At 64.5% G+C, this 14,178-nt stretch carries 13 protein-coding genes and 1 pseudogene; 7 read left to right on the top strand and 7 right to left on the bottom strand.

Annotated features, from left to right (window positions below):
* Positions 1–161: pseudogene (locus CHB84_RS22570) on the bottom strand (IS3-like element IS987 family transposase); the annotation flags it as partial.
* 806 nt (positions 162–967) lie between these two features.
* Positions 968–1,483, bottom strand: a complete 516-nt coding sequence (locus CHB84_RS21370; protein WP_089303454.1) for a MarR family winged helix-turn-helix transcriptional regulator — start codon at positions 1,481–1,483, stop codon at positions 968–970.
* A gap of 233 nt (positions 1,484–1,716) precedes the next feature.
* Between CHB84_RS21370 and CHB84_RS21365 the strand changes: the two genes are divergently transcribed.
* The 5 genes from CHB84_RS21365 to CHB84_RS21345 all read left to right on the top strand — a co-directional run bounded on the left by CHB84_RS21365 (position 1,717) and on the right by CHB84_RS21345 (position 7,083).
* Positions 1,717–2,940, top strand: coding sequence for an acyl-CoA dehydrogenase family protein (locus CHB84_RS21365; RefSeq protein WP_217898682.1), 1,224 nt, complete (start codon positions 1,717–1,719; stop codon positions 2,938–2,940).
* Between the two features lie 67 nt (positions 2,941–3,007).
* Positions 3,008–3,925, top strand: coding sequence for an SDR family oxidoreductase (locus CHB84_RS21360; protein ID WP_089303452.1), 918 nt, complete (start codon positions 3,008–3,010; stop codon positions 3,923–3,925).
* Positions 3,922–5,145 carry an FAS1-like dehydratase domain-containing protein gene (locus tag CHB84_RS21355; protein WP_217898681.1) on the top strand — a complete coding sequence of 408 codons (1,224 nt, stop codon included), beginning with the start codon at positions 3,922–3,924 and terminating at the stop codon, positions 5,143–5,145. The genes CHB84_RS21360 and CHB84_RS21355 overlap by 4 nt, the downstream gene beginning before the upstream one ends.
* Positions 5,142–6,302 carry an acyl-CoA dehydrogenase family protein gene (locus CHB84_RS21350; protein ID WP_089303451.1) on the top strand — a complete coding sequence of 387 codons (1,161 nt, stop codon included), beginning with the start codon at positions 5,142–5,144 and terminating at the stop codon, positions 6,300–6,302. Before CHB84_RS21355 ends, CHB84_RS21350 begins: the two co-directional genes overlap by 4 nt.
* Before the next feature lie 52 nt (positions 6,303–6,354).
* Positions 6,355–7,083 carry an enoyl-CoA hydratase/isomerase family protein gene (locus tag CHB84_RS21345; RefSeq protein WP_217898680.1) on the top strand — a complete coding sequence of 243 codons (729 nt, stop codon included), beginning with the start codon at positions 6,355–6,357 and terminating at the stop codon, positions 7,081–7,083.
* A gap of 47 nt (positions 7,084–7,130) precedes the next feature.
* On the opposite strand, the gene CHB84_RS21340 is transcribed toward CHB84_RS21345, so the two are convergent.
* The 5 genes from CHB84_RS21340 to CHB84_RS21320 are packed head-to-tail and all read right to left on the bottom strand — an operon-like array spanning position 7,131 to position 12,033.
* Positions 7,131–8,120, bottom strand: a complete 990-nt coding sequence (locus tag CHB84_RS21340) for an acyl-CoA dehydrogenase family protein (protein WP_089303449.1) — start codon at positions 8,118–8,120, stop codon at positions 7,131–7,133.
* Position 8,121: 1 nt separating this feature from the next.
* Complete coding sequence (locus CHB84_RS21335; protein WP_089303448.1) at positions 8,122–9,285, bottom strand: acyl-CoA dehydrogenase family protein; 1,164 nt, start codon at positions 9,283–9,285, stop codon at positions 8,122–8,124.
* Positions 9,282–10,409 carry a CaiB/BaiF CoA transferase family protein gene (locus CHB84_RS21330; RefSeq protein ID WP_089303447.1) on the bottom strand — a complete coding sequence of 376 codons (1,128 nt, stop codon included), beginning with the start codon at positions 10,407–10,409 and terminating at the stop codon, positions 9,282–9,284. The genes CHB84_RS21335 and CHB84_RS21330 overlap by 4 nt, the downstream gene beginning before the upstream one ends.
* Positions 10,409–11,632 (bottom strand): thiolase family protein, encoded by a 1,224-nt coding sequence (locus tag CHB84_RS21325; protein ID WP_089303446.1) that lies wholly within the window; start codon positions 11,630–11,632, stop codon positions 10,409–10,411. The genes CHB84_RS21330 and CHB84_RS21325 overlap by 1 nt, the downstream gene beginning before the upstream one ends.
* Positions 11,629–12,033, bottom strand: coding sequence for a Zn-ribbon domain-containing OB-fold protein (locus tag CHB84_RS21320; RefSeq protein ID WP_089303445.1), 405 nt, complete (start codon positions 12,031–12,033; stop codon positions 11,629–11,631). The genes CHB84_RS21325 and CHB84_RS21320 overlap by 4 nt, the downstream gene beginning before the upstream one ends.
* Positions 12,034–12,245: 212 nt before the next feature.
* On the opposite strand from CHB84_RS21320, the gene CHB84_RS21315 reads away from it, so the two are divergent.
* Positions 12,246–13,475 carry an acetyl-CoA C-acetyltransferase gene (locus CHB84_RS21315; protein WP_089303444.1) on the top strand — a complete coding sequence of 410 codons (1,230 nt, stop codon included), beginning with the start codon at positions 12,246–12,248 and terminating at the stop codon, positions 13,473–13,475.
* 80 nt (positions 13,476–13,555) lie between these two features.
* Positions 13,556–14,178 (top strand): 2-oxoacid:acceptor oxidoreductase family protein (locus CHB84_RS23670; protein ID WP_245818887.1); only part of this gene is annotated, 623 nt, incomplete at its 3' end.

Genomic DNA, 14,178 nt, shown 5'->3' with positions numbered 1-14,178 from the left:
ACCCACTTACGGACTGTCTCCGGCGTACCTACCCCGAGCAGCTCGGCCACCGCGGTCATCGCGGCCCACTCCGACTCATGCTGGCCGCGCACCTCACCAAACATGCGAACCGCGCGCTCACGCAGCTCCGGCGGGTACCTCCGCGATGTGTTCCCTGACATGACCCCATCCTTCCCAGAGACTGGAGTCTCCGGACCCGCCGGGGCGGTTCATGTAGTTGTATGCCGGCGTATGGAGCAGCGGGTTGTGAGTTGGGAGTCACCGACCATGGAGCGTCTGGCCGTTGTCGACGAGCGTTTAGGGTACTACTCGTGCAACGCTAAGTGTCACCGCGCCGACGAGCCGCCTGCGCACGATGTGCTCCAGGTGTCCGTAGCCCGTTTCGTCTCTCGGTCCTGTGAACCGAGCAAGGCATTCCACGGCTACCAGCGGATCCGGTGCGGCCCAGTGCACTCCATTGATGTTGTCATTGTCGTCGACCACCAGTCATCGGACAGTCTCGCGGGCGATCGTGAGCACTCGGCACCTCAGCGCCACGGGGATCCGGTTGTCGGCCAGGTCGCTGCCGAGTCGCGGACGAGCGGGTAGATCATTTTTCCGGCAGGTTCGCCCGCGACAGAGCCGCCGCTCGACGCAGGACCTCGTTCTCCTGCTCCAGTAGCCGGATCCGCTTCCTCGCCTCACAAGCTCGGTGCTTCAGCCGCGGTGTTCTCGGCCTTGATCCGGTCCTCGACGTCGGCGGCCAGTTGGCTGGGCAGGACTCGCTGCCCCGAAGTCAGCCGCGATCGGCTTGATCATCTGACCCGGTTCACGGTTCCAAGCGACTCGGACCGTCATCGCGGAACTCTATGGGAAAGGGCTTGAGCACGGTGGACAATTACTCAGCGACACCGCACGACGCCACGGGTCAGGTGTCTCCTATCGTGCAGCCCCTCCGACAAATCAACATCTCGCGGCGTGCCATCGCTCAACCGACAGGCCCGTCGACATCGCCGGATGCGGCGCGGAGCGTGGCTAGCACTGACAACAGCTTACGCTGTTGCGCCGGGGTGCTATCCCCGAGACCGAAGTTGATGTCCTTGAGGGTGTTCGTCGCCATCAAGGTCAGCTTTCTGCCTTCTTCGGTGATCGTCACACAGGTCGCCCTGCGATCGGTGGGATGTGCGTGACGGTACAACAGATTCTTGTCCTCGAGCCGGTCGGTCGCGAGCGTGATGGTGGTCGCATGTACCAGTAGGGTCCACGCGAGCCTGCTCAGCAAGCGGGTTCCATTCTCGCTAAGTTCGAGAGTCATCAGGAGCAGGTAGTCGGTCAGGTTGAGCCCATGGTTCTTCAGTTCGCTCTCGACGGCATCGGTCATGATCCGGTGCATCCGTAGCGCTGAACTCATAGCAAGAAAGGCCTCCTGGTGGTCACCGAGATCGTGTTGCTCCCAGTAGTGGCTCGCCCAGTCGACGGGATCGTTTCGCCGATCAACCCCCATCGACCCATCATCTTGCCCGGTAGCGCGCTTCCTCGCTGGCACAGGAGTGTCCTTTCGTTGGTCAGTCGTGAGCCCGGCATCCACCTTCCATCCAGTATAGTGCTCGAAAGTCCAGAGGTCGAACTTGCATCGGCCGAGTTCATTGTGGTTGTGGTGAACCACACCTAACATATACGTGATATATAGATTATTGAGTGCTAGAGTTACTGTAGTCGGTGAGATTGGAGGACGGGGTGTCGGTCGATTCAGTACAGCGCACGCTGTCCCTCGAAGACTTTCGCGCGGAGGCTGAGGCTTTCCTCGAGGCGTCGGTCTCCGCCGTGCGAACCGACCACGGGCAGTTCGAGTTCGACGACACCGAGGATCGGGTGACGCTGTTCCGGGGCGCCACGGCCGAGGAGGCGCAACGCGCGAGGGACTGGCAAAGGCGAGTGTACGACGCGGGTTTCGGCTGGATCACCGGCCCGGTTGACCTGGGCGGCGCTGGGTTGCCCGCTCGGTTCGAGCAGGCGTATCTGGAGACCGAACGCCGGTACCCCGTCCCGTCCCGCTCACCGCTCGGCGTGAGCCTCGGTATGGTCTTCCCCACCCTGCTGAACTTTGGTACCGAACAGGTCAAGCAGCGTTGGCTGCTGCCACTGCGTCGAGCTGACGTTGTCGGGTGCCAGCTGTTCAGCGAACCCGGTGCCGGGTCGGATCTGGCATCGGTCTCGACGAGGGCGAAACGCACGGAGTCGGGCGACTGGCTGGTCACGGGAGAGAAGGTCTGGACATCGGGTGCGCACTACTCCGATGTGGGGCTGCTGTTGGCCCGGTCATCGGAAGGCTCGCGCCATCGAAACTTGACGGCATTCGTTGTTGACATGCACGCAGCGGGAGTCGAGGTTCGGTCGCTGCGTCAGATGACCGGTGGCGCCGACTTCAACGAGGTGTTCCTCGACGGTGTCGCGATACCGGACGAGAACCGACTCGGTGACATCGACGACGGGTGGCGGGTCGCGCTGGCGACTTTGATGTACGAGCGCGGCGCGATCGGCGGTGCTACCGCAGGGGGCAGCGGCCTGTTCCGCTTGGACCGGATCATCGCCTGGCTGCACGAATTGGGTTGTGAGCGCGACCCAGCGGTCCGGCAGGCGTTCGCGCGGGTCCATGCCGGGCTGACCGCAGCGAAGGCTATGCGTGCCAGAGCCGAAGCTGCGGTGAAGGCAGGTACGACCCCCGGACCTGAGATGTCGCTGTCGAAGCTGGCGTTGACCTCGAACTTGGCGTCGCTGTCGGATCTCGTCGGCGTCGCGCTCGGCCCTCGGCTGCTTGCTGACACCGGTGAGCGGGACGCCTACTCCTGGTCTGAGTTCGTTCTCGGCGTCCCAGGTATGCGTCTCGGCGGCGGTTCGGACGAAATCCAGCGCGACATCATCGCTCACCGAGTGCTTGGGCTGCCGAAGGGACCGGGGTAGTCCGGCATCATTCCGCCGCAGCCGCGCAGGAGTAACCGCATCCAGACCGATCGCAAGGGAGTCAGTAATGGGAAGTCTTGATGGTGCTGTTGCCGTGATCACCGGAGCCGGACGGGGAATCGGCAGAGAGCACGCGCTGCTCATGGCCGCCGAGGGCGCCAAGGTCGTCGTCAACGATCTCGGTGGCGGCCAGGACGGCACCGGTGCGGAGTCTGGCCCGGCACAGGAGGTCGTCGAGGAGATTAGGGCCGCCGGGGGCGAAGCCGTTGCCAACGGTGACGATGTCGCCGATGCCGGGGGCGCCTCCAGTGTGGTCGAGGCCGCAATCGACACCTTCGGCCAGCTTGATGCGGTGGTGAACAATGCTGGCATTCTCCGTGACCGGGTCCTGGTCAACATCTCGGACGAGGACTGGGACACCGTGGTGCGGGTGAACTTGCGCGGCACGTTCCTTATTACCAGAGCGGCTGGCAGGTACTGGCGCGAGCAGAGCAAGGCGGGCAAGCCTGTTCACGCATCGGTGGTTAACACCTCGAGCGAGTCCGGTGTCTTCGGCAATCCGGGGCAGGCGAACTACGCATCGGCCAAGGCCGCCGTCGCGTCGTTGACGCAGATTACCTCGAACGAGCTCGAGCGTTACGGCGTCCGCGCCAACGCCATCCTGCCGCAGGCGCGGACCCGGCTGACCGAAAGCACGTTCGGTGACGCCATGGCCGCCAAGGAAGGCAAGTTTGACCGCTGGCACCCAGGCAACGTCTCGCCATTCGTCGCCTACCTGAGCAGTCCGGCGTGTGAGATCACCGGGGAGGTGTTCGTGGTCGGCGGGAGCAGGGTGACGCGGGTGAAGCCGTGGGAGCTCGACCAGGACTGGAAGCTGACCACGGATGGCCGATGGAGGGTGGCCGATCTCGAGAAAGCGGTCATCGAATTGGGTGTGCCGAAGCGCCAGGAATGGAGCGTCAACCCGTCGGGTGGTAAGAAGTGAGCAATACCAACGTAGTCGGCATCGCGCAGCAACAGGACGCCGCATCGGCCGAGGCGCGGATGCCTGAGGCAGTCATCGACGAACAGATGATCGAGTCGATGCGGGCTAAGACCGGCATCCAACTCCGCATTGGGCACTCGATCAACAACGAGGAGGCGACCCGGATCGCGGTGGCCAAGTTCGCGGGCGGGATCGGCGACATCAACGATCTGTGGACCGACGCGGAACGAGGCAGACGATCGGACTACGGAGGACCGATCGCGCCGCCGTCGTTCGTTATCGGGTGCTTCTCCGGGATTCAATTCGGCTGGCCAGGACTCGGCTCATTTCATTCGGCCACCGAGATGGAGATGTTCAATCCGGTGTACTGGGGCGACAAGATTGAAGCTTACTGCCGGTACGAGGGGTTCACCGGACCGCGACCGAGCAGCTTCGCCGGACGCATGGTGACCGATCATTTCACCAACGACTACATGAACCAACTGGGTGAGCGCGTCGCCGTCGTCAGGTGGCAGGTGGTCAACTATGAGCGCGCCGCCGCGCGGGGGAAGCGGCGCTCGCACGCGGTCGACGTTCCGCATCGCTGGACCGAGCATGAACTGCGGGAGATCGAGGAACGGGTGCTCGCCCAACAGCCGCGCGGCGATATGCCACGCTACTGGGAGGACGTCGCGCCTGGTGAGTCCATCGACCTGCTCACCAAGGGCCCGATCGGTCTCACTGACGAGGTCGCGTTCATTGCAGGCGGGGGCACGCCGATCCCCCGGTTGAAAGCGCACGCCTCTTCCCTGCATGACTACGCGCAGCATCCCGCGTGGGCCTTCCGTGATCCGGTCACTGGAGCGCGGGAACCTATCTACGCCGTGCATTACAACGAAGCGGCGGCGAAGGCGATGGGTGTCGCGTTCCAATACGACGTGGGTTTCCAGCGGCAGTGCTGGCAGATCCAGCTGCTGACACACTGGTGTGGTGACAGTGGCTGGGTCAAGCAGGTCAACGCCCAGTACCGAGGTTTCGTCTACCTGTCCGATGTGATCGACCTCGGCGGGGTGGTGACTGCCAAACGTGTCGACCCCGATGGCGAGCACGTCGTCGAGATCGACACCAACGCGCGCAACCAGCGCGGAGACGACATCATGCCGGGCAAAGCGATCGTCGCCCTGCCGAGCCGATCAGACACAGGTAGCCCGGCTACGACGAGGGCGCGGGAGACGCTGTGACGACGCAGAGCGACGTTGACACCCGTGCCGAGCTGCGTTCCGCGGTCCGGCAGTGTCTCGACCGGCACGCCGACGTGTGGCGGTTCGTCGCCGACGGCAACGATCAACGCCATCGCGTGGACGAACACCTGTACCAGCGGCTCGCCGGTGAGATGGGTCTTGCGGGGCTGCTTGTGCCCGAATGGTTGGGCGGGTCTGGGGCAGGTGTCGGTGAGCTCTCGGCGGCCTGCGAGGAGCTGGGCTCGTCGCTGGCGCCGGTTCCGGTGTTCGCCACAGCCGGTCTCGCGGTTCCCGCCCTGTTGGTGGGGAGTGGATTTGGCGCTGACGATGTTGGGGCGGAGTTGCTGACGTCGATCGCGGACGGCGCGATGGTGGCGACCCTGGCCGTCGCGGAATCTCCTGGGCATGCTGTCGGCGATGTGGCTTCGATCCGTGCCACCCGGTCCGGCGATGCGTGGACCGTGCGGGGAGAGAAGCAGTTCGTCGTCGACGGTGCCGTTGCGGACGTGGTCCTGGTGCCTGCGATGACCGATTCCGGTACGGCGCTGTTCGCTGTCGACCGGACCGCTGTCGGCGTTCAGGTGGAGCCCATGTCAGGCATCGACCTGTTGCGTGGCCTGGCGAAGATCCGTCTCGACAGCGCGCCCGCCAGGCTGATCGGCGCGGATTCAGGTGCCGAGGTGGCGTTGAAGACCGCGCTGGAGCTTAGTGTGATTGTGCTGGCGGCGGAGCAGGTCGGTGGAGCGCAGCGTTGCCTTGACAACGCAGTGGCCTATGCGAAGCAGCGGGTGCAGTTCGACCGGCCGATCGGCAGTTTCCAAGCCGTCAAGCACCTGCTCGTTGACCTGCTGCTCGAGGTCGAGCTGGCACGTTCGGCGATGACCCACGCCGTTGGCATTGCCGATGAGTACCTCCGCGATCCCTCGACAACCACTGCGGCGGATCTGGCCGAGGCGGCGGCTGTGGCAAGGTCGATGTGTTCTGAGACATTCATGCACGTTGCGGATGAGGCGCTGCACGTCCACGGCGGCATCGGGTTCACTTGGGAGCACGACTGCCATCTGTATTACCGCCGAGCCAAATTCTGCGAGCTGTTGTTTGGCAACCCGTACGAGTACCGGGAGCGGCTGGCCACGGCGGCCGGCCTGCCGGGGTGAAGGAAGCATCGTGTCTTATCCGTCTGAACTTGTCATCGATCGCGCAGACGACGTGGTCACGCTGACGCTGAACCGACCGGAGCGAAGGAACGGCGTCACCTGGCCGTTGATCGAGGAGTTGATCCAGGCACTCGAGACGGTCGCTAGCAATGTGGAGGACCGAGCCGTCGTGCTCACCGGAGCGGGTGGAGCATTCTGTTCGGGCATGGACCTGGCGAAGTCGGTGGCTCCGAACGAGTTCGAGTTCATGCGCCGGGTGGGGCACGCGGTGACACTATTGCACGAGCTGCCGAAGCCAACCATCGCTAAGGTATCCGGGGCCGCGGTGGGCTTCGGCTGTAACCTCGCGCTGGCCTGCGATCTCGTGGTTGCGGGGGAGACCGCGCTGTTCGGCGAGGTCTTCGCCGACCGCGGGCTGTCCCTTGACGGTGCTGGCTCATGGTCGCTTCCACGGTTGATTGGACTCGCCAAGGCCAAGGAGATCGTCTTCTTCGGCAGCAAGCTCTCCGGGGCCGAAGCGAACGATATCGGCCTGGTGAACCAAGTGGTTGCCGAGGACAAGCTGGACACGGTCGTGGCCGACTGGGCGACGCGGCTGGCCGATGGTCCGACTCTCGCACTGTCAATGATGAAGAAGGCGCTAAACACGTCGCTGGAGACCCCGTTCGCCACTGCGGTCGAACAGGAGAGCCTTGCCCAATCGCTGAGCTTTCGTTCCCAGGAGGCGCGCGAAGGCATGACCGCGTTTCTTGAACGCCGCCCGCCGCGCTTTCGTGGTTAGACAAGTCACCTGCGAGCTGTCTAACGGAGCCAGCCGCCGATGTCGCGTCAGAGCGCCGCCAGCCGAGGCGCCCCGTCCTCGGCTCGCAGACTGTTGCCGAGCATTTCATGTAGCTCTGACGTCGCACCGAGCAGCGGCTCGACGAGTAGCGCGCGGCGGACGAATCGGTGAAAATCGTGTTCCCAGGTGAAGCCCATTCCGCCGAGAACCTGCTGGCAATGCTCCCTGGCCAGCCGGGTGAACCGGTTCGCCGTGCTCTTGGCAAGGATCGCCGCCGCCGTCCGCGCAGAGTCGGTGTCCTCCTCCCACGCAGCTTCGGCGGCCAACCGCGCACCTTCCTGCCAGAGCCGGACATCGGCCAGCCGGTGCTTGACCGCCTGGAAACTCGCTAGCGACCGGCCGAACTGCGTGCGGGACATGACGTGGTTGGTGGCGAGTTCGAGCATCCGTGAACCGACGCCGACCAGGTGATCGGCAAGACCCCGGTGCACGGCGGCACGTAACCGGTGCCATTGGTCGGTGCCTCCGTTTCCCTCGGTTATCCTGAGAGCGTCGGCGGGCATGCTCGCCTCGAGCGGCGCGAGTCCGGCGCTAGGGTCGATGCCACCGCCGGTGTCGGGCCAGGGTCCATCCCATGGAAGAGCAGCGAACACAACCCGGTTGCCGGTGTTGGCGGGTACCATAATTCTCGCCGGCGGCTCCGATCGTGCGAACACCACTCCGCGCACCACGGCCGTGGGCGATGCGGTCTCCCTTCGTATCAAGCTTGTCGGCGCAGGAGACCCGAGCGGGGGGTAGACGACGGCCGTCGCGTCGTCGACCATCCCGGCGGCGTTGAGGGCGACGGCATCCAGGTTCTGCAACGGCGCCAGGTGCTTTCCCGTCAGCCGAAGCAGGATCGACACGGCCTCTTCCTGGGCTTCGGCGAGCAGGTCCCGCCAGCCGAACTCAGTCAGCGCCTCGTCGAGACGGTCTCGCTGATCGCGTACGATCCCGTCGAGGCTGTCGATTAGCAGTGCCTTGTCTTCGTTGTCCATGTCAATCCTTTGGCATGCCGAGCACCCGCTCGGCGATAATGTTGCGCTGAATCTCGGCGGCGCCGCCGTAGATCGAGGACGCTCGCGAGTAGAAGTAGTCGCTGCGCCAGTCCCGCGCGGACTCGTTGTCGGTAAGCAACAGCGTTTCGGGTATGGCGCTAAGCACAGTGTCGAACAGGAACTTCTCGGCTGTTGACATCATGAGCTTGTCGAACGATGACACCGCGCCAACCTGTTCGCCTGCTGACAGCGACCGCACGGTGCGCCGGGACATCAACCGCAAGATGTGAATGAGTTCCAGCGCCTCGCCCGCGGTGTGGGGCGGCAGATCCGACGCGTCGGCCGCGAGCGAACCGAGGCGCCAACGCATCCAGGCTTGCCGTTGCCAGGCAGCCGCACCGCGTTCGCAGCTCAGCACAAACATCGCGACGGCCCACCCCTCGCCGGCTTCGCCAAGCGTGCGGCTCTTCGGCACCACGACGTCTTCGAAGTAGAGACTGCAGAACTCGTCGTCACCATTCATGCTGCGCAGTGGCCGCACTTCGATGCCAGGCGTGTCCATGTCGAGCAGCATCGCTGTGATCCCCTTGTGCGCCGATTCGAGGGATCCCGTCCGGGCGAGGATGACACAGCGGTCCGCGTACTGCGCCCAGCTCGTCCAGATCTTCTCCCCGGAAAGGCGCCAGGTGTCCCCGTCATCGACTGCCCTGAGGCGCAGCGCAGCCAGGTCGCTGCCTGCTCCCGGCTCAGAGAAGCCCTGGCACCAGGTCTCGTCGCCACGAAGCAACCGAGGCAATACCTCGGCCGCCAGTTCCGGGGTGGCGAATCGGGCAACGGCAGGCCCGAGAACTTCCTGCGTGCCGAAGGAAAACGGGGGCGGATAGCCCGCGGCCGCGAGCTCCTCGCTGATCACCGCGCGTAGCACCAACGGTCCGCCGAGGCCCCCGACCTCCTCTGGCCATCCCAGCCTGATCCAGCCTTCGGAGTACAGCAAACGCTGTAGGCGCGATAGTGACTTGAAGATCTCGTCCACGTCGGTGGAGAGGTTCCGAAATTCGCCGAGTTCGCTGGCCTTAGCGTGTAACCACGCCTGGAATGCCGTGCGCACTTCGGCAACGGACAACTCGGCTGGTGCGCCGGTGATATCGTCGGCAGGAACGTTCATGATTGTGTCACCGCACCATGGGAATGCAGATCGGCGATCTCGTTGCTAGAGAAACCCCATGACTGTAGCGGGTGCGTGGTGGCTTCCTGCGCTCTGCGTGGTGTGCCTGGAGTGCGAGAGAACCGCGGCGCTGGCGCGGGCTGCACCACACCATCGACGTCGACGAATGCATTACGGGCGACCGCATGCGGATGTGCGGTGGCTTCGTCGGGCGCGAGAACCGGAGTCACGCAGGCGTCGGTGTCGCGGAAGATCTCCTCCCATTCATCCCTTGTCTTCGACCGAAACGCCTCGGCAAGCTTGGCACGAAGATCCGGCCAGCTCGCCCTGTCGTACTGTGGGGGCATCGATGTCGGTTCGATCCCCAAACCGTCGAGCAGTTGGGCGTAGAATCGGTGCTCCAGCGCTCCAACGCTCACATAGCGACCGTCGGCGGTCTGATAGGTGTCGTAGAATGGGGCGCCGCTGTCGAGGATATTCGTACCGCGCTCGTCGGACCACAGACCCGCCGCGCGCATCCCATGCAGCGACGCGGTCAGCAAGCCAGCGCCGTCAACCATCGCCGCGTCGACCACCTGGCCTACGCCTGACTGGCCACGCTCATATAGCGCGGCTAGGATGCCCAGCGCGAGAAGTAAACCACCGCCACCGAAGTCGCCAACGAGGTTGAGTGGCGGAACCGGGGCCTCACCGTGGCGACCGATCGGGTCGAGCGCTCCCGCCAGCGAGATGTAGTTGATGTCGTGCCCTGCTCGTGGCGCCATCGGCCCTGATTGCCCCCATCCAGTCATCCGACCGTACACGAGAGCTGCGTTGACGGCATGGCAGTCTTCTGGTCCGATCCCGAGGCGCTCCGCCACCCCCGGCCGGAAGCCCTCGACCAGGACATCAGCCCTCTCGGCGAGTTTATGCACCATGGCGGCGCCCTCGGAGGATTTGAGATCGACCGCGACCGAGGAGCGGCCACGCTTTAGCGGGTCTGTCGAAGGTTGCTCACCGGACCGGCCGTGAACGCGGTCGACGCGGAGCACGTCCGCACCGAGATCACCGAGCACCATGCACGCGAATGGTGCCGGCGCTGCGCTGGCGATTTCGACGATTCGGACGCCGTGCAGCGGACCCATCAGCCAACCTCCGATCCAGATGTCGGTCTGGCTTCGAGAATGTGCACCGCACATGCCGAGGCAAGCCCGATGACGTGGGTCAAACCAACCTTGGCTCCCTCGATCTGGCGTTCGCCCGCTTCGCCACGCAAGTGAGCAGTAACCTCGTAGAGGTTCGCGATGCCGGTCGCGCCGATCGGGTGGCCCTTGGACAACAACCCACCTGAGACGTTTACCGGGATCTTTCCCTCGCGCCACGGGGCACCGGAATCGATGAACTCGCCGGCGCCGCCTGGCTCGCAGAGCCGGAGATTGTCGTAGTGGATGAGTTCCGCCGTGGCGAAGCAGTCGTGCAACTCGACGAGACCGATGTCTTGCGGGCCGATCCCTGCCTGCTCGTAGGCGGCGTCCGCTGCATTGCGCGTCAGCGTGTTGACATCTGGCTGCACCTGGCCCGACTCAACCCACGGATCCGAGGTCAGAACGGAGGCCGAGATCTTGACAGCCCGTTTGCGCACGTCGGGGTCCAGCGTCTTGAGCCTGGCGTCGGAGACCAGCACGACTGCTGCGGCGCCGTCGCCGGTGGGGCAGCACATCGGCAGCGTGTTGGGGTAAGCGATTGCCTCGGCCTCGAGGATTTCCTGTAGCGAGAACTCTTTGCGGTACTGCGCCAGCGGGTTCAGCACTGAGTGCGCGTGATTCTTCTGCGCGACGCGGGCGAACTGGACGTCGGTAACGCCGTGTCGCAGCGCGTACTCGGTTCCTGCCTGCGCGAAAACGCCGGGCATGAGGCCGGTCCCGAGGATTCCCTCGGTCTTGAGTACGGAACCGTACCGGCCCTTGCGGCTGTACTGCTTCTTCGTGTCGCGACTCTTGGCCGCTTCGCCCAGCATGCCCATCTTGCCCATCGTCTCGGCGCCGACGGCGAGCGCCGTGTCGGCCTCGCCCGCCGCAAGCGATAGGAGTGCTACCCGCACCGCGGTGGCGCCGGTCGCGCAGGCGTTCACCACGTTGTACACGGGAACACCCGTTTGTCCGATTTGCTTCTGCAGCCGTTGCCCGTTGTGAGAGTTGGCCTCGTACACGTTACCGACGGCGACCACGCCCATGTCTGAGATCGTGCTGTCGGCGTCCGTGAGGGCGTCAAGGGCTGCGTCAGATGCGAGGTCGATCAAATCCTTATCCTCGAACCTGCCGAACGGAGTCATCGACGTCCCGATGATCCAGACATCACCCGAGCTCATGCCGCGTCCTCCTGCCTGCGGTAGCCAAAAGCGACTGCCTCCACGCCGTCGTCGTCCACGCCCGCGACATAGGTGCCGAGCCGGACCGGCATGCCCGGCTCGATGTGCTCGGGTCCGGTGACGTCGAGCAGGTTCGCCTTGACGACGCCGCCGTCGTCAAGGTCCACGACCACCGACGTGTAGGGAGCGGGCACAGAGGGTGCGGCACGATGGACGATCGTATACGCCCGCACCCTTCCCTCGTTCGACAGCGGCTTGCGAGTGAATTCGGTGCCGCCACAGTGGGCGCATGCGTTCCTGCGGTCGAAGTACAGGGCGTCACAGCCGGTGCACGCGTGCGCCTCGAGGTGAGGCGGCTCGGAGAGCACCAGGTAGTCGACGATGGGTATCTGCTGAGGCATGCGGTGGCCAATCGAGTTAGGCAACAGTCTAGTACTCAATGATGTATGTACAGAGTAATCGGGAGTGGTGGTCGGTGTCCAATGTCATGGGCATGCACGTGGGCTACGCCACGACCTCGCTCGATGCAAAATTATTCCACCGTCATATAGTCTAATAGTAGAGTAAATTAGCTGAGTTGGCGGCCGATGTCGCCGAACGAGGAGGTCCCGCCGTGGCGCGTGAAGCTTGGATCATCGACGGTGTCCGCACCCCACGCGGCAAGGGAAAGCCGTCGGGCGGGCTGCACCATATCCACCCCCAGGAATTACTCGGGCAGGTGTTGCGGGAACTCGGGGAGAGATCCGGGATCGATCCCGCCACTGTCGACGACGTTGTCATGGGCAACGGTGACCACCAGGGTGACCACGCCAACGACATCGCACGGTTCGCGGTGCTCGCCGCGGGTTGGCCGATCACCGTGCCGGGCGTGGCGCTCAACCGGTTCTGCGGATCGGGCCAGCAGGCTGTGATGTTCGCCGCCATGGGCATCGCCGCAGGTTGGCAGGACGTCGTTGTAGCAGGCGGCGTCGAGTCGATGTCACGGTACAGCGAGGGGTTCGGGAACTCGTTAGACTCGGGCAACGCACATCTCCGCGAGCGGTATCCGTTGGTTCCGCAAGGAATCTCCGCGGACCTCATCGCCACCATCGAGCAGTTCAGTAGGTACACCGTCGACTCGTTTGCGGTGCGCAGCCAGCAGCGTGCGGCGGATGCGATCACCAACGGACGGTTCGCGCGTAGTCTCATCACGGTCCGGAATCCCGATGGCTCGGTCGCGCTGGACCATGACGAGCATCCGCGTCCGGGCACGACGATTGAGTCGCTCAGTGGCCTCGCACCGTCCTTCGCACGTGCCGGAGGCAAGGTGCGCGAACCGGATGGACTGTCCTTCGATCAGATGTGCGGGCAGGTGTACCCGGACGTCACCGAGATCGCCCACGTACACCATGCGGGCAACTCGTCCGGCGTAGTCGATGGCGGCGCCGCGATGCTGCTGACCTCGGCCGAGTTCGCGAAGGCACATGGACTGAGACCGCGCGCGCGGATCGTGACAGGCGCCGTCGCCGGAGACGAGCCAGTCATCATGCTCACCGCTCCCGGTCCCGCCTCGCGCAGTTGCCTAGAGAAGGCGGGCATGGCGGTGGGCGACATCGACCTGTGGGAGATCAACGAAGCATTCGCCGCCGTCCCGATGAAGGTCACCAGGGACCTGGAAATCGACGAGGACAAAGTCAACGTCAACGGTGGCGCCATCGCGCTCGGGCATCCCATCGGAGCGACCGGGGCGATGCTTTTCCAGACCGTTCTCGATGAGCTCGAACGGCGCGACCAGACCATTGGCTTGGTGACGATGTGCACCGGCGGGGGCATGGGCACCGCCACCATCATCGAGCGGATGTGAGTGTGATGACCGCGACCGCCCCCGATGTCACCAAGCTCGACCGAGTCGTGATCCGGTTCGCGGGGGACTCCGGCGATGGCATGCAGCTCACCGGCGACCGGCCGGACGTCCTCGTCGTGATGAACCCGGCCGCGCTCAAGTCGAACGTGGCCGACGTGCCGCACGGCGGCATTCTGATCATCAACACCGATGAGTTCACCAAGCGCAACCTGTCCAAGGTCGGCTACGAGTCGAACCCGCTCGAGGACGGCTCGCCTGAGCCGTACCAGGTGTACGAGGTCGGGATGTCCACGCTCACCCAAGGCGCGCTCGCCGACACCGGCCTCGGCAAGAAGGATGCCGAGCGCTGCAAAACATGTTCGCGCTCGGGTTGCTGTCCTGGATTGTATCACCGGCCGACCGAGAGCACCGAACGCTTCCTGGCCGAGAAGTTCGTTAGCTGTGATGTCCAGGCAGGTTGGTTGAGGTGTTGTGACGACACGGTCTGGGGTCGTGGATGGGTGAAGGCCTCCCGGTGTGGAGTGGAGCTGTCGAGTAACCGCTTCACACTCAGGGAGGCCTTCGTGTCCCACGCTACTCATGCCAATGCTGCCCTGACCCCGCGTGCCCGTGTGCGGTTGGCGCGTCTGATTGTCGATGGCGGCTGGCCGATCGGGCGCGCCGCGGAGCGCTACGACGTCTGCTGGCGGACCGCGAAGAAGTG

The sequence above is a fragment of the Haloechinothrix alba genome, assembly GCF_900188115.1.
Taxonomy (GTDB): domain Bacteria; phylum Actinomycetota; class Actinomycetes; order Mycobacteriales; family Pseudonocardiaceae; genus Haloechinothrix; species Haloechinothrix alba.
This window is presented reverse-complemented; position numbering and strand designations above follow the sequence as displayed.